General features: G+C 53.8%; 15 protein-coding genes and 2 pseudogenes. 6 read left to right on the plus strand and 11 right to left on the minus strand.

Annotated elements, in window-relative coordinates; genetic code table 11:
• Positions 1-8: 8 nt before the first annotated feature.
• A pseudogene (locus AC2FIB_RS07100) lies at positions 9-731 on the minus strand (IS5 family transposase).
• 196 nt (positions 732-927) lie between these two features.
• Here AC2FIB_RS07100 and AC2FIB_RS07105 point away from each other — a divergent pair.
• Both AC2FIB_RS07105 and AC2FIB_RS07110 read left to right on the plus strand, forming a co-directional pair.
• Complete coding sequence (locus AC2FIB_RS07105) at positions 928-2,985, plus strand: adenylate/guanylate cyclase domain-containing protein (protein WP_496736112.1); 2,058 nt, start codon at positions 928-930, stop codon at positions 2,983-2,985.
• 226 nt (positions 2,986-3,211) lie between these two features.
• Complete coding sequence (locus tag AC2FIB_RS07110) at positions 3,212-3,382, plus strand: hypothetical protein (protein WP_496736111.1); 171 nt, start codon at positions 3,212-3,214, stop codon at positions 3,380-3,382.
• Positions 3,383-3,824: 442 nt separating this feature from the next.
• Here the strand turns inward: AC2FIB_RS07110 and AC2FIB_RS07115 are convergent, their stop codons facing one another.
• From AC2FIB_RS07115 to AC2FIB_RS07135, 5 genes are all read right to left on the minus strand, one after another.
• Complete coding sequence (locus AC2FIB_RS07115; RefSeq protein ID WP_496736109.1) at positions 3,825-5,372, minus strand: adenylate/guanylate cyclase domain-containing protein; 1,548 nt, start codon at positions 5,370-5,372, stop codon at positions 3,825-3,827.
• 6 nt (positions 5,373-5,378) lie between these two features.
• The gene (locus tag AC2FIB_RS07120; protein ID WP_496725926.1) at positions 5,379-5,744 is read right to left on the minus strand and encodes a response regulator; all 366 of its coding nucleotides are present in this window, start codon (positions 5,742-5,744) and stop codon (positions 5,379-5,381) included.
• Positions 5,745-5,762: 18 nt separating this feature from the next.
• Positions 5,763-8,450: a response regulator gene (locus AC2FIB_RS07125; RefSeq protein ID WP_496736107.1), complete on the minus strand. Its 2,688-nt coding sequence runs from the start codon at positions 8,448-8,450 to the stop codon at positions 5,763-5,765.
• A 14-nt stretch (positions 8,451-8,464) separates the two neighbouring features.
• Positions 8,465-9,214, minus strand: coding sequence for a Tll0287-like domain-containing protein (locus AC2FIB_RS07130; protein WP_496736105.1), 750 nt, complete (start codon positions 9,212-9,214; stop codon positions 8,465-8,467).
• A gap of 141 nt (positions 9,215-9,355) precedes the next feature.
• Complete coding sequence (locus AC2FIB_RS07135) at positions 9,356-9,487, minus strand: hypothetical protein (protein ID WP_496736103.1); 132 nt, start codon at positions 9,485-9,487, stop codon at positions 9,356-9,358.
• An 87-nt stretch (positions 9,488-9,574) separates the two neighbouring features.
• On the opposite strand from AC2FIB_RS07135, the pseudogene AC2FIB_RS07140 reads away from it, so the two are divergent.
• Positions 9,575-10,819: pseudogene (locus AC2FIB_RS07140) on the plus strand (GMC family oxidoreductase); the annotation flags it as partial.
• A gap of 41 nt (positions 10,820-10,860) precedes the next feature.
• Here AC2FIB_RS07140 and AC2FIB_RS07145 read toward each other — a convergent pair.
• The 5 genes from AC2FIB_RS07145 to ugpB all read right to left on the minus strand — a co-directional run bounded on the left by AC2FIB_RS07145 (position 10,861) and on the right by ugpB (position 15,974).
• Positions 10,861-11,805, minus strand: coding sequence for a glycerophosphodiester phosphodiesterase family protein (locus AC2FIB_RS07145; RefSeq protein WP_496736102.1), 945 nt, complete (start codon positions 11,803-11,805; stop codon positions 10,861-10,863).
• A complete protein-coding gene (gene ugpC, locus AC2FIB_RS07150) occupies positions 11,805-12,860 on the minus strand; it encodes a sn-glycerol-3-phosphate ABC transporter ATP-binding protein UgpC (RefSeq protein ID WP_496736100.1) in 1,056 nt (351 codons plus the stop codon). The genes AC2FIB_RS07145 and ugpC overlap by 1 nt, the downstream gene beginning before the upstream one ends.
• Before the next feature lie 3 nt (positions 12,861-12,863).
• The gene (gene ugpE, locus AC2FIB_RS07155) at positions 12,864-13,700 is read right to left on the minus strand and encodes a sn-glycerol-3-phosphate ABC transporter permease UgpE (protein ID WP_496736190.1); all 837 of its coding nucleotides are present in this window, start codon (positions 13,698-13,700) and stop codon (positions 12,864-12,866) included.
• A gap of 20 nt (positions 13,701-13,720) precedes the next feature.
• Positions 13,721-14,602: a sn-glycerol-3-phosphate ABC transporter permease UgpA gene (ugpA, locus tag AC2FIB_RS07160; protein ID WP_058274560.1), complete on the minus strand. Its 882-nt coding sequence runs from the start codon at positions 14,600-14,602 to the stop codon at positions 13,721-13,723.
• A 61-nt stretch (positions 14,603-14,663) separates the two neighbouring features.
• Positions 14,664-15,974 carry a sn-glycerol-3-phosphate ABC transporter substrate-binding protein UgpB gene (gene ugpB / locus AC2FIB_RS07165; RefSeq protein WP_058277255.1) on the minus strand — a complete coding sequence of 437 codons (1,311 nt, stop codon included), beginning with the start codon at positions 15,972-15,974 and terminating at the stop codon, positions 14,664-14,666.
• A gap of 173 nt (positions 15,975-16,147) precedes the next feature.
• Here ugpB and AC2FIB_RS07170 point away from each other — a divergent pair, with 173 nt between their 5' ends.
• From AC2FIB_RS07170 to AC2FIB_RS07180, 3 genes are all read left to right on the plus strand, one after another.
• Entirely contained in the window at positions 16,148-17,050 is a 903-nt protein-coding gene (locus AC2FIB_RS07170) for a LysR substrate-binding domain-containing protein (protein ID WP_472725097.1), read from the plus strand.
• A 76-nt stretch (positions 17,051-17,126) separates the two neighbouring features.
• Positions 17,127-18,125, plus strand: a complete 999-nt coding sequence (gene iolG / locus AC2FIB_RS07175) for an inositol 2-dehydrogenase (RefSeq protein WP_496736099.1) — start codon at positions 17,127-17,129, stop codon at positions 18,123-18,125.
• Between the two features lie 136 nt (positions 18,126-18,261).
• Entirely contained in the window at positions 18,262-19,203 is a 942-nt protein-coding gene (locus tag AC2FIB_RS07180; protein WP_058274571.1) for a sugar ABC transporter substrate-binding protein, read from the plus strand.
• The last annotated feature ends 56 nt before the right edge of the window (positions 19,204-19,259 follow it).

Consider the following 19,259-nt stretch of genomic DNA (forward strand, 5'->3'; position numbering starts at 1 on the left):
GTCAGGATTCATAACCAATAGATGACGGTCTCAGCTAGCGCGATTGCTGACGGGAAGACCTCTGGGCATCTGTCGAAGTGTGCCGCCACACGGCGCCAATCTTTGAGCCTGCCGAACATGATCTAAATCCGATTACGCCGTTTGTGTCGGCGTTTGCCGTGCTTCACGGTTGTTTTGCGTTGCTTTCGACCCGTGATGCAGGCGCGCATACCTTTGTCTTTCTACGCGTCTTTGAACCTTCCGGCGTCATAGGCACGATTTCCAAGCAACCAGGCGACCTTCGGCGAGCTGCACAGCTGCGCTCTCGCGCGGATGTAGCCACTGACTTGGCCAGCGATGACGAAAAGGTTAAGCAGCCTCCTTAGTTGTCACAGATAGCTTGCAGTTTGGTGTTCATGCCACCGTTGGTTCGACCAATCAGGCAGCCACGTCCCCTTTTTTGCGGCCATGCTGGTCGCGGTATGGTGTGCCTTCAAATAGGCCGCATCAATCATCACGGTCTTTTCCTGGCCGTGTTCGGCAACCAGACCGTCGATCATTTGGGCACAGATGCCTTTCTCGCTCCAACGTTTCCACCGACTATAGAGCGTCTTGCGCTGGCCGTAGACCTCCGGTGCATCTCGCCATCGTAATACATTGCGATTGATGAATGTAATTCCGATCAGCACCCTTCAATCATCGTACCATGGCCTGCCGTACGACTCAGGGAAGAAAGCGGAAAGCTTGGCCATCTGTTCGTTGCTCAGCCAGAAAAAGTCGCTCTTGTTACCGGTCCCTTTTCCAAACCGTGAATCATGGTGCGCAAAAAAATTAATGTATCCTACCCTAACAGTTGCGTGAGATTTCGCGTCTGGGTCTAAGAAAACTTTGCTCTCTTAGCTGTCTCAATTCAATACTGAAACACGTGGCTTTTTGGCGGAGAGTTTATTGCGATTTAGTGTAGGCATTGCTGTGTCAATTCTGGTGGCTGTGTCTATCGGAGTGTCGACGTTTATTGTTCATTCCCTGTGGTGGACAACAGCGCGCGACAATAGCCGCATGCTTGCAGCAGAAATAAACGGCCAGATCGCAAACACGGTCCGTATCGAGGTGGGCGTGACACTCAGGTCGGCCGAAGCCGCCTGGGCGGCCGTTCGTACGATCTTTGTTCAGAACGTCATCGCGACGCGACAGGCCGACAAGCGGGAGTTTGTTTTTCTGTCACAATTGCAGGCACAGCCGAATATCTCATGGATGTTTTTCGGCTGGCCTGACGGGAATTTTTTTGCGTCACATCGCCTGGGTGACGGTGGGCTTGAGATGATTGAAATCGATGAGGGAATCCGCGACCGAATGCTGCGGAAAGACCGCTACATCTTCATTCCCGGTGACATACAGTTCGAAGAGCGGACCTTTACCAATACATCCTATGATCCGCGCGAACACGCCTGGTTTAAAAACTTCATGGGCCTCAATTCCTCTGGGTGGATCGAAGCGCGCGACCTTCCGGATAGTGACAGAACCGTTTACGCCTTTGCCGGTCCGATAGACGTCAATAGAGCGCGACAAGGCGTTCTGGCAGTTGCGATCGAAACGGATCGTTTGTCACGGTTTCTTGCCACGCTTGCGCCCGGCGAATTTGGCGCGGCGTTTATTCTGAACGCCGACGGAGAAGTTATTGCGGTCCCCGATGCCGAAGCAGATGAGGTTACTCCGGCGCGCATGGGCGAGGGCAAGCTTTATGAAGTCGCCATGATCTCGGGCGAAAGGCTGTTGGCGGACCCACAGGAAAATGCCTCCGGCACATTGACGCAACGTGTCGTCATTGACGGCGTGCCTTATGCGGTGGCGCTGACTCCCCTGGGGTTTTACGGCTGGCGCGTTGCCACAGTCATACCCGAAGCAGCCTTTCTTTCGGGGATCGACGAGACGCTGATCAATCTGATCTACGTTTTGATCATTGTGGTGATAGTGGCAACCGGATTAGCGATCTGGCTGATCCGCAAAGTTGTGGCAAATCCGCTGGCACGCATTGCCGAAGACCTCGGCAAAATTGAGCGCTTTGACGTGGAGCAGATTGAACGCAGACCGTCCAAACTGTCTGAGCTTTCCAATCTTTCTGCGGCCACCGCCAGCATGGCAGCTGGTTTGTCGGCATTCCGAAAATACGTACCCACAGATCTCGTGCGCATGCTGCTTGCTGAGGGTATCAAGATACAGCCAGGTGGAGAGGTGAAGCAGATCTCTGTATTGTTCTGCGACGTCACGGGTTTCACTGGGCTGTCCGAGAAACTTGGCCCCAAGATTGCCCAACTGATGGAGCCCTTCTTCAGCGCGGCCTCGACGGCTATCGCTCACAATGGTGGGACGATCGACAAATTCATGGGTGATGCTGTGATGGCGTTTTGGGGGGCGCCGCGCAAGGATGTGAACCACGCTGAAAACGCCTGCCGCGCGGCATTGGACCTTGTCGCTGCAGTGGACGCGTCCGGAATTGAAGATGATGACGGCACTCCCTTGCGAGTTAGGATCGGACTGAACAGCGGCGAGGCTTTGGTCGGAAATATCGGATCAGAGCAGCGGTTGAACTACACCGCGATTGGCGATGTTGTGAACGTTGCCAGCCGGTTGGAAGGAGCCAACAAAGATTATGGCACGCTGATCCTCATTGGGCCGGAAACGAGACAACAGGCGGCCGACACAATCGTGGTGCGGGAACTGGACACGCTTACCGTATTTGGACGCATTGAAGAGCTTGTGGTCTACGAACTGATAGCGATGTCAGATGGGCGTGGCGGATCATTTGCCTGGATAGAGACCTATGAACAAGGCCTTGCGCACTACCGGGCAGGGCGGTTTGAAGAGGCTCTTGCCGCATTTGAGGGTGCAGACCGAAAACGAAATGGAGATCCCGCCTCAGTCGCAATGATGGCCCGTGCCCAAAGCCTGTTAGACAAGCCTCCACCAGAAGACTGGCGCGCAATTACCAAAACCAAGAAAACGTAGCAGTCACACCCGATCAAGATAAGATGTTTAGGTCCCCGGGGCTTTCGCGGGCATGGTATCTACTGATTGCGGGCATGAGGACAGTGATTTGGGTAGCGTTTCGGGAAAGTCCGTCAGGTCGCGTGTTGAGTTATCTGATGTCGGCGCGTAATCAAACCAATCATATGAATCGAACACTCTCGTAGCTTACGCCGCGCTCGGTTCCAAAATCTCTGACGACGGACACATGGACGAAGCCGAAATCATGATCGGTGACAAAAAACAATGGCTGTGGCGAATGATCTACGACAATAGAGACGTGCTCGATTTTCTTGTCCCAACCCGCAGAAAACTAAAAGGGCAAAGCGCTTTGTCAAAAGACTGGTTGCCAGGTTTCGCGAGCCGGGCGTGGTCATAGCCAACAAATTCCGTAGCAATACTAAACCGGTCAAAGTACTTGCCTAAGTTACTGACCATCGCGCACACAAAGGCCTATACAACACGACCGAAGTCCCGCACCGGCCAAAAAAGGCGAGAAGAAGTATTTGGCTAGTTTAGATATCACAGACAGTCACAGAGGTTGCTATCCGCGCATGACCAGATCCAACTGATTTTACGTCCTCGCTGCCATCAACTTACCATGACTTCATACCGCCACGCCGCGGTCAGCCTCTGAGCCTAATACACCGCTGATATGGCCGCATGATCCAGCCATTTTCATTCAATCATAATCTAACGTCAACAACCTAGGAGTAAACTATAACTTGCATTTAGCAACGCAAATTGGGTCGAATGGCCAAGTTCCAATTCGAAATTATCAAACGGTCGAACTGATGGGGCTCAAAACCGTATCACTAGCCTTAAGATACGAAGTAAGATGTTATTTCTCCCACTCCTTTTACAAAATGAGTTTGCGCTTCCGCGTTAGGCAAATGGTCACCCAGCGCATCTTTGGTTTGGGCAGAGATGTGGATGTGCCCCGACCTGCCTGTAGCCTCGAGACGGCTGGCAAGGTTCACGGTTTCCCCCCAAACATCATAAATTGACCGTTTTCGCCCAATCAGACCAGCAATGACCGGTCCGGAATGGATACCTATGCGGATTTGCAAACCCGCGCTACTAACTGTGCTGTCAGACATCGTTCTAAGGATGTCACGTGCAAAGTTTACTGCCGCGTGGGCGTGGTCCTCGCGATGCAACGGAATACCCGATGCCGCCATGTAGGCGTCTCCAATCGTCTTGATCTTTTCGATACCGTGCAGGGTGGCCAGGTCGTCAAATGCAGTGAACAAGTTTGACAATTCCAGGATCAGGTCACCGGCGTCCATGCGGGCTACTAGTGGTGTAAATTCCACGATATCCGCGAATATTATGGTGGCGCCGACGAAACGATCAGCGATGTTTGTCTCGCCATCGTTTAGTCGTTTGATAACCGGCGCGGGCAGCATCGAGTGCAGCAATTTGTCTGCCCTGTCACGTTCGTAGGTGATCTCATTTGTGAACGCCAATTCCTTGGCGCGCCAGCGACTGCGTTCCATGCAAGCATCGACGCGCGCGTGCAACAACACAGGATCGATAGGTTTTGGCAAATAGTCTTCAGCGCCGACACTGATACATTTGGCGATAGCGTTTGTCTCGTTCAGACCTGAAATCATGACCACGGGTATTTCGCGCCAAGACGGATCTTTTTTCATTCTTTCGAGGACGTCGATGCCATTTACCACTGGCATTAGGATATCCAACAGAACAAGGTCGAAGCCCTCGCGATCTAGTGCTTCAAAAGTTTCGCTGGCCGAGTCGACCGATCGCACACTGTGTCCTCGGCGCTCTAGCAAACGAGTCAGGATTTCCCGATTGGCCGCCTCGTCATCGATTACCAAGATACGCCCGGTCAGAGCTTCGCGACCGGCATCTGAGCTCGCAAGGCTGCGTTCAAGGCTGGCCGCAATTTCCTGATCCCGGTCACTGTCCTCAGCGCTTGGCGGAATTTCCGCATCACTGATGGTGCTGTCGATCTGTAGCGCCAGCTTACGCGCTTCGCTCAGGATCGCGTTTATGTCGCTGCGAGCGGAAGGCTTCAGATCTGCCTCGAAATCATCCAGAACCATTTCCGAATACCCAATGATCGCATTGATCGGAGAGCGTAAATCATGCCGTAATTTTGCCTGCGCGTCTTTGTCGGCGGTGACTTGGTGCGCACTTTTCCCTAACAGTTCGACCAACTGAACAAGGTTGCTGGCGGCGGCGCCAATCTTTTGCAAATCCTCTAGCGCAGCCTCTGGTCCTGTTCTGCGTACTTCCTCGATCAGCAGATTATGAAACCCAACAATCGCTTCTGACGGCCCATTGAGGTTCTGGGAAATGCGGGTGGCTAATGCCAACTTGTCTTTTCGGGTCTCTGAATCCATGCCGCGCTACCCGTCCAGCAGTTTTTCAATAATTTCCAGTAACCCGGGCAGTTCGATCGGTTTGGTATAGAATTCGTCGCAACCGGCATCCATGGCCTTGTCACGATCACTCTGCATCGCATGGGCGGTCAAAGCGACAACTGGGATAGCGTTTGTATCTGGGTTTGCTTTTATCTGTCTGGTCGCCTCCCACCCGTCGATCACGGGCAGGCTCATGTCCATTAAAATCAGATCCGGTTTATCCGATAGGGCTTGTTCAACACCGGCCTGACCATCGCGGGCAGATACGGTTTCGTAGCCTTTTCTCTGCAGCCGGCGCGACAGCATATCGAGGTTCATATCGTTGTCTTCCACAATAAGTATCTTTGCCATCGCCTTAATCTTTCCGACTTATGAATAATCTTGTAACTGGCGTTTCAGTGCCGCAATCAGATCACCTCGACCGGTATCTCCTTTGCGGATGACCTCATCTGAATGGGCTTTCAACCAATCCAGTTCGTCCCGCGTCAGGTCCTTGGACGTGGCTACGATAACCGGCAAATCTGCAAGCTCATCAGTTGTGCGAACCGTTTTGAGAACATCGAAACCGTCCACATTCGGCATCATAATGTCCAATACCATCAGTGTCGGTCTTTTGGATTTCAATTGGCTGAGCGCGCCGTGACCGTCTGCCGCCTCGCGTACCGTCCATCCGTTGCGCGTTAGGATGCGGCGAAACAGGTTTCGCGTTGACATATCGTCGTCAACGATCAGCACGTCTTTGTCGCGTCCGGAGGCGATAGCATCCAACGTTGCGATCAGCCGCGCTGGATCAATTGGTTTAATTAGGTGTTCGATCGCTCCGAAGGCAAGGCCCATGTCGCGATCCGCGACAATCGTGGCTAGGACAACGGGCGTTTCGCACAGCTTCGAGTCTGCCTTGAGTTCCTTCAACATAGACCAGCCGTCGCGTTCAGGCATGATAACGTCCAGAAGAATGACGTCAGGCTTTTGCGAGCGCGCGATTTCCATGCCCGCCGCTGCGTTCGATGCCAGCAAGACATCATACCCTTCCTCGCGCACGATTTTTGCCACCGCGTTCCGTGCGTCTTCTTCATCATCCACTATCAGAACGCGGCCCAAAGCAGTGTCCGGTGACGTTTCGCTGTATTCGTTAGTCGACGTAGAAATGGTATCGTAGCGGGCTGGGATTTCGAAAGAGAAGGTCGATCCAACACCCTCTTTGCTATCGACAGTAATATGCCCGCCCATCATACGCGTAAATTCCTGCGCAATGGCGAGCCCTAGCCCAGTGCCTCCGAAATTCCGCGTAGTAGACTGATCAGCTTGCACGAACGCTTGGAACAGCTTGTCGCGTTGCTGCGGCGTCATTCCGATACCTTCATCTCGCACCGCAAATCGAAAGAAATCTGTATCATTTTTCCGGAGTTTAGAGACGAGAAGCTCAATCTTACCACCTTCGGTGAACTTCGCCGCGTTGGACAACAGGTTGAAAAGGTTCTGCCGGAGCTTGGTTTTATCAGTTTCGATCTCGTCAGTGTCTGCGAGATCACAAGAGAGAACCAGTTCATTTCTGTTCTTGCTCACCAAGGGAACCACCGTCGACGCGACTTCGTCCAACAAGGGCCGCAGTGCGAAGCGTTCCGGGTACATTTCCATTTTGCCCGCTTCGATCTTGGACAGATCAAGAACGTCATTGATGAGCGAGAGCAGATGTCGCCCGGATGCCATGATCTTCTCCAGATCATCGGTCGCTGTCTCGAACCCCATATCCTGCGCATCTTCGGACAGCATTTCGCTATAGCCGATGATTGCGTTCAACGGCGTACGCAACTCGTGGCTCATGGAAGCCAGGAACTGGCTTTTGGCTGAACTGGCCGCGATCGCCTGCGCGTTGGCTTCTTCAAGTTGTTCCTGTTTGGACTTAAGGTCAGAAATATCGCTGTAAACAGCGACCGTGCCCCCGTCGGGTGTCTGGCGTTTCGACACCTGAATCCATGCGCCACCCAGCAAGACTTCTTGGCGATCCCCGTCAGGTCTGCGATGTCGTGCAAGTCGGCTGCTAATCCACTCTTCGTCAGGCACACCATTGGTATCAACCGATTTTCGTTCCAGTTGTAGCCGCAAGATATCCTCGAACCGCGTGCCCGGCCCAAGTATGTCGTCCACATGTGCGAAAATGCTGCGGAACCGGTCATTGTAGAGTATGAGCTCATCTTCGTTGTCGAACAACGCAAACCCGTCTGGAATTGTTTCAATTGCTGTCAGAATCGTATTGCGCTGCGCACGCGCTTCTTCTTCTAGTTCGCGCCGCTTATCCTGACTGTCGCGAAGCGCTCTTAGCGCTTGGGACATTCGGCCTAACTCATCAGGACCTTCGGGCGGTAGCGCGACATCCCTTTCACCCCGGATTAGGCCTGAAATCGCAATGTTGATTGCATGCAGTGGCACAACGATCGACCTCAGAGCACGCCAAGTAAGAAGCGCTCCCAATATCACAATAACAACACATGCAATGATCGCGCGATTCATCGCTGCCTTTGCGGCAACCGTTGCTTCATTTCTGGTTTGGTCGGCGCTTTCAGATAGGTCATCGACCAATTGCGTCAGCGTCTTGTCGACGGCATCACTGGCCACTCGGGCCTGTGCAAGTAAAGTATTTCCCAGCACTCTGTTGCCGTCGGTGTAAGCATCGGCTGCTTGCATGGAAGTTTCGTAATAGGAGTTTGCCTGCTCCTGTACGCTGGCTGCGGACTCGGGTGCAAAATCGGAGAGCTGTTCGAGGCTGTTATTGAGCTTTGTACTTGCTTCGTTGGCTCGCCGCTCAGAAAGGGTCAGTAAGCTTACAGAAAGATCCGTCAGCCAATACCTCATCTCTCCAAATTGACGATCTGCCTGGCCTGCCACTTCCAGTCGGTGAAACTCAGTATTTGCGTCTTGTATGCGGGCTTGGTTGCGGGCCAGATCGTAGACCATCACGATGGTGCTCACGACCAAAGCAGCTAACAGTAGCGCCGACAGTGATCCTATGCGCACCGGAATAGTATTTTCGGACACCCACCGCCAATTGTTACTCACACCAGATTCTTGTTTCATCTAAAAAGGGTTATGCTAATTGCACCTGCCAGGTTACCAAGTTGCCCACCTTCCTTTGGGAAACCAGTCACATCCGTTTCACCCGCTGGCGATCCGTGGCATGAAAGACAGGACTCAGAGTAGTATTCTGGAATCAGCATACGGAAAGCAGGTGTTCCAGAAACGTTAGTTTCTTCGAAAAATGGCTGCCCTTCGGTCCAAGATGAGTCCTTGAACTTTTCTTCTATGACCGAGTTTTCCCAAGTATCCGGACGGGCCATGCGATTGCGGACAAGTTCCGAAGGCGCCGTTACCTTGACCATGGCAGACGTGCCAATTTCATCAGCGAACTGTTCATTTACTAACCGCGCAAAAACGGCTGGAATAAATCCTTTGAATGCCACCCCCTCGGCATTTATTAACTCTTGGTTTGCGTCGATTACCGTGACCATAGCGTCCAGCTGCGTTTCTGTAAGCTTGCGCTCCAGTGGGTCCAGCCCATCATGCAGCGGCGGTTCCCCATTGGCCTCCAAGTAGGCCGCAATAACTTGCTCGTAGAACACATCACCGGACAGCCCTTTGTCGGTGATATCCGGATTGTTGATTAGGTCTTGACTGTTCGACACGACACTTCTGCCGGCCCGTAGCACTGCCGCCAATCGGTTGCCCGTTTCAACTTCTTCTGCGGTTTGCGCCGCAACACCGTCCAGACTAAGCGGACAGATTGTACTCAGAACTACCGCTGCTTTCAAAATTAGTTTTTTCAATAGACCAACGCCCCCACGTAAAGACGAGTGCAGTGACAATAAGATAGACTAGCAAAAAATCGCCAAACTGTCTTATGAATTCGGCCCGAATGGAGTGTGCAGCCAAAAATGGCGTGTAGTTAATGACTGCTGAGCTAGTAATCACGCTGCTTGTGCGCCAAACAGCTTTGCCCGCATATCGGACGCCGAGCGAAGTTTCGTGAACGCCGGCTCCAAGCCCTTATCTACGACCTTCTCGCCGTGGCTCTTACGTGTTCCTGGTTTCTGTCTCATCTCCACTCCTTGGCAGTTACGACGTGCCAGAAACCCTCTCTTATCAAATCACCCTAAACTGTCTCATTGGCGCTGACGTCCGACAGGGATGACGTGTTGCCCTATTTCCTTAAAGCCGAGGATCACCATGCCGGGCCCGCAGACATGCATGGGCACGGAGGGGAATGGAAGGTTTCGAAACAGCGCTTGGAATGGGGCATTCTGAAAGCCGTGCAGGAAGGGGCCAAGGAATTCGGCATCCAACCGCGCGCAGATTTCAACGATGGCAGCAACGAAGGGACCGGGTTTTTTGAGGTCAATCAACGCAACGGTGTGCGTTGGAACACGGCCAAAGGCTTTTTGCGCCTGGCGATGAAACGGCCCAACTTGCGCGTTCTGACCCATGCTGAAGCCGAGACGCTGTTGTTCGATGGCAAGCAGGTGACGGGCGTACGCTACCTGCACAAGGGCGTTCAATATGACGCCTATGCCGGGTCCCAGGTCTTGTTGGCGGCGGGCGCGATCAACACGCCTAAAATTTTAGAATTGTCAGGCGTGGGCCAGGGCGATGTGCTGTCTGAACATGGCATCGTTTTGCAACGCGAAAGTCAAGGCGTGGGTGAGAACCTGCAGGACCATTTGCAAATCCGCACTGTGTTCAAGGTCCAGAACGCAAAAACCCTGAACACGATGGCGAATTCGCTGCTTGGGAAAGCAAAGATTGCATTGCAATACGGCCTGACGCAATCAGGGCCAATGTCGATGGCCCCCAGCCAATTTGGGATGTTCACAAAATCCAATCCCGATCTGGCCACACCCTACCTGGAATACCATGTGCAGCCGCTGTCCACCGACAAGTTGGGTGATCCGCTTCACCCTTTCCCTGCGATTGCTGTCTCGGTCTGCAACTTACGACCTGGAAGCGTGGGCACCTGCCATATTCAGTCGAAAGACATCGAAGAACAGCCTGATATTCGCCTGAACTACCTTTCGACTAAAAACGACAAACGTGTTGCAGCGATATCCGTGCGACAGGCGCGGAGAATTATGACGGCGAGCGCTCTGAAACCCTATCAGCCTGAAGAAATCTTGCCTGGCCCGGCGATGGAGTCAGAGGAAGACCTTGTGAAAGGTGTAGGTGATATCGCTACGACTATTTTCCACCCTGTCGGAACCTGCAAGATGGGCTCGGATGCATCTGCTGTGGTCGGCGCGGACCTCAGGGTGCATGGACTGTTGGGATTACGGGTGGTTGACGCATCTATCATGCCAAAAATCGTATCCGGCAATACGGCCTCCCCGGTTGTGATGATTGCGGAGAAAGCGGCAGATATGATCCGCGAAGGAACTTGATAAGTGACGTATTTGCGACGTTCATGCCTAGACTAGCTTTGCTAGTGGATGGCACTCCAACTCACACCCAAATCCGACAGATGCCTTTGAACCCGTCCGGGATAGTCAGACACGATTGCGTCCACGCCCAGATCAATCATCTTGTCGATGTCTTCGTGTTCATTGACAGTCCACACTGCGACGCACAGGCCCAGCTTCTTGGCAAGAACCACGTTTTCAGCAGTCACATCCGCAAAATACGGACACCAAAGCGCACCGCCCGCTTCTTTGACCAACTTTGGAATTTCATCGCGACGACCGCGAAAGTCCGGACAAACTGCTTTTGATGAGTCTTCGCCCACATCGTCCGCGTTATCGGGAAGCTGCGTCAGGTACGAAGACGGCATATCGGGGGCCTGTCGCTGACATTCTTCCAAGAGATTCCAGTCAAAGCTGTGCAGAACCGCACGCGACGACAAACCCTTGGCGCGAACGTCTTGAAGAACCCGGCCGACGAAGCTCTGTCTGTAAACCGCATCATGTGCCAAATCAGGATCTGACTTTAGTTCGAGCATCAGACAGGCATCGCGGTATTTTGGGTCATCGACCAATTTCAGCAGGTTCATCAGCGTTGGAACACGAACACCGTCCATTTGAGCCTGGTCTGGAAAGCGACGACCATAAGCCGAATGCCCGTCCAACCGCCCGATGTCGAATTGCTGAATCTGTTCGACGGTCAACGAAGAAACCTTTGGCTCTTCTCCGACCAAAAATCGACCATAGGCGTCACGAAATGTCGGCGCGTGCAGCCGGTGGTTATGGGTTATGACCGGAACGTCATCTGCCGTAAGCACGACGTCAAATTCCAGGAGCGGGACGCCGATGGACAGCGAAAAGTCAAAGCCAATCATACTGTTTTCTGGTAAAACGCCGCGTGCTCCCCGATGCCCCACAACCCGGATCAGGTTTTCACCGCCACGAAAGGCTTCAACCTGTGGAAACGTCATCAGTTTTGCAGCCTTTCACCGGTTGAATGGTCAAACAGGTGCATATTTTCTGAGGCGATCGAAAACCGCATGTTCGGATGCTGGCCTTCGATTGGGTGGACACCCGGAAGGCTTATCGTAATCGCGCTGCCAGAGCCTTTGAGCTGACCATGCAATAGTGTGTTTGCCCCCAACGGTTCCGCAATCTGAATCGTAGCTTCCAGCGGACCGTTTTCATCCAACAACAGATGCTCTGGCCGTATGCCCAACTTTACTGCGATATCAGGCCCCTGAGATGCGCCAACCTCAATTTCTCCGATCTTGACCGTCCCGTTTTCACGGCGGGCGTCAAACACGTTCATCGCAGGGCTGCCAATAAACTGCGCCGCGAAGAGAGTTCTGGGTGTTTCGTAAACTTCCAGTGGCGTTCCAATCTGCTCGGCGATACCGCCATTCATCACGATCATTCTGTCGGCCATCGTCATGGCCTCGACCTGGTCGTGCGTAACGTACAGGGAGGTGACTCCAAGCTTTTCCTGGAGCTCACGGATTTCCAGGCGCATCTGAACACGCAGTTTGGCATCGAGGTTCGAGAGCGGCTCATCAAACAGGAAGACTGCTGGTTCGCGGACAATGGCACGGCCCATGGCCACTCTTTGGCGTTGACCGCCCGACAGTTGTCTGGGCTTACGATCCAGCAAAGGTTCCAACTGCAATAGCTTGGCCGCGGCAGTCACCTTTTGATCGATCTGATCTTTGGGCAGTCCGGCAATTTTCAGACCGTAACCCATGTTCTGACGCACGGACATATGCGGGTAGAGCGCATAGTTCTGGAACACCATCGCGATGTCCCGATCCATAGGCTCTTTGTCGTTGGCCCGTTCCTCGCCGATCCGGATTTCCCCGGACGTAACCGTTTCCAACCCTGCCACCATTCGCAGCAGCGTGGATTTACCGCAGCCCGAGGGGCCGACGATCACGATGAACTCTCCGTCTGCGATATTGACATCAATACCGTGGATCACATCCGTCGGGCCAAAACTCTTTTTGACGTTCTCTAGGGTTACTGTTGCCATTTCCTATTTCTCGCTATCGACAAGGCCGCGGACAAAGAGCTTTTGCATCGACACCACCACGATGACTGGCGGGATCATCGCCAGAATTGAGGTCGCCATGATTGTGGGCCAATGCGCAAAATCGTCACCCGATGGGAACATCTGTTTGATACCCATCACGATGGTGTTCATTTCTGGATCAGTGGTGATCAGCAGCGGCCACAGGTATTGGTTCCAGCCGTAGATAAACAGGATCACAAACAGCGCCGCGATATTGGTTCGACTCATGGGCACTACAATGTCGATGAAGAACCGCATCGGTCGCGCGCCATCCACGCGGGCAGCTTCGGCCAGTTCATCAGGGATCGTCAGGAAGAACTGACGGAACAGAAAGGTCGCTGTTGCCGAGGCAATCAAGGGAAAGATCAGACCGTAGTAGCTATTGAGCATGCCAAACCCGGCCACTACCTCGAATGTTGGAACGATCCGCACTTCGACCGGCAGCATCAGGGTCAGAAAAATCAACCAAAAGAACGTCGTGCGGCCGGGAAACTTGAAGTAGACAATCGCAAAAGCGGACAGTAGCGAGATGATGATTTTACCCACCGCGATGCCAATGGCCATCACCAGACTGTTGAACAGCATCGTCGCAACCGGCACGTTTACCCCTGAGAACAGCGCCGCTTTGTAGTTCACCGAGAACTGATCACCCGGCACCACGGGCATGGGCGGCGAGACGATGTCGGCCTGGGTCACGGTCGAAGCCACAAAGGCCAGCCAGATCGGGAAAAAGATGATCAAAACGCCTAGGATCATGAATGCATGGGTAAACCAGATGCCTACGCCGCGTTTTTCGACCATTCCGTGTTGTTGGGCTGCCATCAGTAATGCACCCTCTTTTCCACGTATTTGAACTGAATGACGGTCAGCAGGCCGACAACAATCAGCAGGATGACAGATTGTGCCGATGATGACCCAAGATCCTGACCAACAAACCCATCTGAGAAGACCTTGTAGACTAGGATCGTCGTCGCCTGTTGTGGGCCTCCGCCAGTGATCGTGTGGATCACTCCGAAGGTCTCAAAGAAGGCATAGACAACATTCACCACCAGCAAGAAGAATGCAGTCGGAGACAGCAGCGGCAGCACAATCGTGAAGAACCGGCGCCAGAAATGCGCGCCGTCAATTGCCGCCGCTTCGATGACCGAGCGGGGAACGGATTGCAGCGCTGCAAAGAAGAACAGGAAGTTATAGCTGATGCGGCCCCAGGCCGAGGCGACAACAACCAACCCCATAGCTTCGGTGTCGTTAAGAACATGGTTCCAGTCATAGCCGAGCTGGCTGAGATACCACGCCACCACGCCAACACGTGTATTGAACATGAACAGCCACAGCACACCAGCCACGGCGGGGGCCACAGCATAAGGCCAGATCAGCAATGTGCGATAAACACCCGAACCTTTAATGAGCCTATCTGCGATAACTGCGAGAAATAGCGCCGGAATCATTGAACAGAGCGTCACAAGCGTCGAAAATACGGCGGTTGTGACGAAAGATGCGCGATAATACTTGTCGCTCAGCAGGAACTCAAAGTTGCCGAGCCCCACAAACTGCGACGACAGACCGAACGGGTCGGGAATGAACAGGGACTGCCACACCGCCTGACCGGCGGGATAAAAGAAGAAGACGGCGGAAATGATGACCTGTGGGGCGATCAGCGCCAATGGCAATAGCCAGCCGCGAAAGGTGACGCGTTTTTCCATCCTGAATTTCCACCGAAGAAAGATAATGCGGGCCCGAAAAGGACCCGCATGAAGTTATGACTTATTGATTGGCGGATTCGAATCGGCGCAGCAGCGCGTCACCACGTTCCTTCGCGCTATCCATCGCTTCCTGAGCAGTTTTCTCACCGGCCCAGACGGCCTCAAGCTCTTCGTCGATGATACCGCGGATCTGGTCGAATGATCCCAGACGCAGACCTTTGGAATTTGCGGTCGGCTCTTTCGCGGTCATCTGGATCACAGCGATGTCGGTGCCGGGGTTTTCGTCATAAAAACCTGCCGCACGGGTCGCATCACCCGCTTCGGCCGTGATCGGAAGGTAGCCGGTGTTCTGGTGCCAGGCCGACTGCACGTCGGACGATGACAGGAAGCTCAGGAACTCTCCGACGCCCTTGTACTCCTCAGGGTCATGACCTTCCATTACCCAAAGGGATGCGCCACCGATTATGGTGTTCTGCGGCTCACTTGTGACGGCTTCCCAGTAGGGCAGCGGACGGACGTCAAAGTCGAATTCGGCCTCTGCCTTGATGCCCGCGTAACCTGCCGAACTTTCAGTGAACAATGCGCATTCGCCTGACCGGAAGTTCGCGCCACCTTCGTTTCTGCGACCGGTATAGATGAACTTGCCATCCTTGGCCCAGTCACCCATCGCGGTCAGGTGTGCCACCTGCGCCGGACCGTTCAGCATCAGTTCGGTATCCAGACCGGCAAAACCGTTATCCTGCGATGCAAACGGAACGTCGTGATAGGCCGACATGTTTTCAAGATGGATCCAGCTTTGCCATGCGGTGACCAGCGGGCAGTCTTCGCCCCCGGCCTTGAGCTGTTCAAGTACGTCTCCAACCTTTTCCCACGTGGACAGATCCGTGTCTGGATCAACGCCAGCCGCTTCGAACGCGTCTCGGTTGACCCAAAGAACTGGCGTGGATGAGTTGAAGGGCAGCGAAAGCATGTCCCCGTCAGTGGTTGTATAATATCCTTTGACGGCACCGATATACGCGTCGGGATCAAAAGACGCGCCACTTTCAGCCATCACTTCGTAGACGGGCCGGATCGCACCTTCGGCTGACATCATCGTTGCCGTGCCGACCTCGAATACCATCAGGATTTGCGGCTGCTCACCGGCGCGGAAGGCAGCGATCCCCGCGTTCAGGGTTTCCGAGTAGTTGCCCTTATGGCTTTCAACCACGACATACTCGTCCTGACTGGCGTTGAATTCTTCCACTTGGGCTTTGACAAGCTCACCAAGGCGGCCGGTAAAGGCGTGCCAGAACTGAACCTCGGTTTGTGCCATTGCCGCCACTGGGGACAATGCAGTTGTTACGGCGAGAGCGCCGAGAAAATTCTTTTTCATGATTCCTCCCATGCATCAGGTTCGATGCTTCGTTGAATGCCGACCGCAACGGGTAAACGGCACACATGACGATTTCACGACGTTAACGTTACAGAAATATAATTCAAGCCCAATTTACTGGATAAAAAAATAACATAGTGTTATGAGGCGAGGGCGGCAGATTGGGATCGGTAATGAGTCAAATTCTTAGGGTCCGGCAGTTAGAAGCTCTTATGGCTGTAACAACCAACGGCTCTGTCACGGCGGCAGCGACCGACCTGGGGGTGAGCCAGCCAGCCGTCAGCAGGTTGCTTTCGGATCTTGAAAAGTCACTTGGGTTTCAGCTTTTCGATCGCCGCGAAGGCCGGTTGGTGCCGACGCAGGAGGTTCGGTATCTTTTGCCTAGCGTCGAGCGTGTTCTGGAACTTATGAGGCAAATCTCTGACGTCAGCCAGGACATCACACAGCGCAAAGCAGGGCACATCCGTGTTGCATGCCTGCCCGGGTTCGCCACCAGCCATTTGCCTGATGTTGTCGCCAGATTCTTGAAGGATCGACCCGGCGTCACCCTGACGATCGAACCTGACAGACCTGAGCGCATTCTTGAATGGATGATCGGCGAGCAGTATGATTTCGGGATCACCGACAGCTTTAACGGTCACCCCGCTGTCGAAAGCTGGGATATCGAGGTCCGGACGGTTTGTGTGTTCCCCACCGGAAGTGAATTGGAAAACCTCTCTGAGGTTACACCGACGGACCTTGTAAACAGCAAAATTATCCACACACGACGCGACAGCGACTTTTTCGGGCGGCTCTCAAAAGCGTTTCAAAGTGCCAATGTGGAGTTAAATTCCCATATTGAAGTCAGGCAGTTCACGGCGGCATGTGAATTGGCCGTGAAGGGCGTTGGCGTCTCCGTCGTGAGCGAACTTGACGCCGTCCAATACGCAGCGCACGGATTAAGCTATCGACCGTTCAAGCCATTCTTGCCGCATACTCTCTCGCTTGTTCGCCCAATTTTGAAACAACCTTCACTGGTGACCCTGGAATTCATCGAGCAGTTCCGAGACAGCCTTGAGCCTTTCAAAGCAGAATAGGGCCGTCGAAATTAATTCTTGCAACCGGTTGCAAAAATATTGATTGTGTCACCTGAGAATTGATTCGGGGGACCGTATGTTGAAGATCGGATTGCTGGGGGCCGGACGTATTGGTCGCGTGCATGCGGAAGCGATTTCGGCACACCCCCAAACCGAATTGACAGTTATTTCAGACGCGGTGAATGATGCCGCTGTCGGATTGGCTGCTGAGTACGGGGCCAGGGTGCAAAGCTCTGACGAGATTATCGGTGATTCCACGATTGATGCGGTTCTGATCGCAACGCCTACAGATACGCATTCCGACTTGATCGAAGCGGCAACGCAGGCCGGCAAAGCGGTCCTGTGCGAAAAACCAGTCGATCTGGACCTTGAGCGAGCAAAAATTTGCCAAAAAGCCGCGGGCGCGACTGGCCAACCGGTCATGCTTGGCTTCAACCGTCGCTTCGACCCAAATTTCCAGGCGCTCAAAGCCGCCTATGATGCGGGCGAGGTCGGTAAAGCTGAACTCTTGTCCATTACGTCGTTTGATCCGGCGCCGCCTCCGGTAAGTTATGTCAAGGTATCGGGCGGGTTGTTCCGGGACATGATGATTCATGATTTTGATATGGCCAACTACCTGACGGGGCAAATTCCTGTCACCATTTCAGCCGTGGGAACCTCGGTCGTCGATCCGGAAATAGGGCAGGCCGGTGACGTTGATACGGCTGTGGTAACAATGGCTTACGCGGATGGTAGCCTCGCTGTTATCAAGAACTCGCGGCGGGCAGCATACGGATATGATCAACGGGTCGAACTGCTAGGCTCAAGAGGCCTTTTGCAGGCGCATAATGTCCTTGAGAATTCAATTGTTAAATCAACGGCCGACGGTGTGACCGGAGCGAAGCCAACATACTTCTTTCTTGAACGCTACATGGCCGCTTACCGCGCCGAATGGGATGCGTTTACGCGTGCCATTCAGTCCGGCTCGGACGTGCCGGTAACACTTGAGGATGGTGTCGCGGCGTTGGCAATGGCCGAAGCCGCAACGCGCTCGGCGAAGTCCGGAAGGCCCGTGGCGATGGAGGAAGTTTTTTGAAACCGGTTGCAAAATGATCGGATTTCCGGAAACTGAAGGAAGCCCGGTCACCGATCGGAGCAGACGAGATTCGGTTTAGCCGAATGGCCGGGCAGACCCGGCACCAAGATTGAATTTTCTATTGGGAGGAATGGAAATGAAAAAAATCGTAAAAGGTGTGCTGATGGCCAGCGCAGTCGCATTTGCCGGCGCCACAGGCGTTGCGGCAGAAGGCGAGAAGTATATTCTGGTCAGCCATGCTCCGGACAGTGACAGCTGGTGGAACACCATCAAAAACGGTATTGCCTTGGCGGGCGATCAGATGGGTGTTGAGGTCGAATATCGCAACCCGCCTACCGGTGACCTTGCCGACATGGCGCGGATCATCGATCAAGCCGCAGCTTCGGGACCCAATGGTATCATCACTACGCTGGCCGACCCGGACATTTTGGAAGGTCCGATCAAAGCCGCCGTGGATTCCGGTATCGACGTCATCATCATGAACACTGGCACGCCGGAAAAGGCGCGCGAAGTTGGTGCGCTGATGTATGTCGGCCAGCCGGAATATGACGCTGGATTGGCCGCTGGCCAGCGCGCCAAAGACGATGGCATCGGCTCGTTCCTGTGCGTGAACCACTATATCGTGCAGCCATCCAGCCAAGAACGCTGCCAGGGCTTTGCAGACGGTCTGGGCATTGAACTGGGTGAGCAGATGATCGACGCGGGTCAAGACCCGGCCGAGATCAAGAACCGAGTTCTGGCCTACTTGTCGGCAAACCCCGAAACGGAAGCCGTTTTGACACTTGGCCCGACATCGGCTGACCCAACCATTCTGGCGCTGGAAGAAAATGGCATGGCCGGTGACATCTACTTCGGCACCTTCGATCTGGGTGGTGAAATCGTCAAAGGCATCAAAAGTGGTGTGATCCAGTGGGGCATCGACCAGCAGCCCTTCCTGCAGGCCTACCTGCCAGTTGTCGTGATGACGAACTACCACCGGTACGGCGTTCTGCCGGGCAACAACATCAACTCTGGCCCCGGTTTCGTGACCGCTGACGGGTTGGAAAAGATCGAAGAGTTCGCGGGCGAATACCGCTGATCTTCAAAACGGTGCGGACGCATGAAGTGTGTCCGCACCACCTGATGCACGCATTC

It is taken from the genome of Ruegeria sp. YTSA072 (assembly GCF_059610285.1).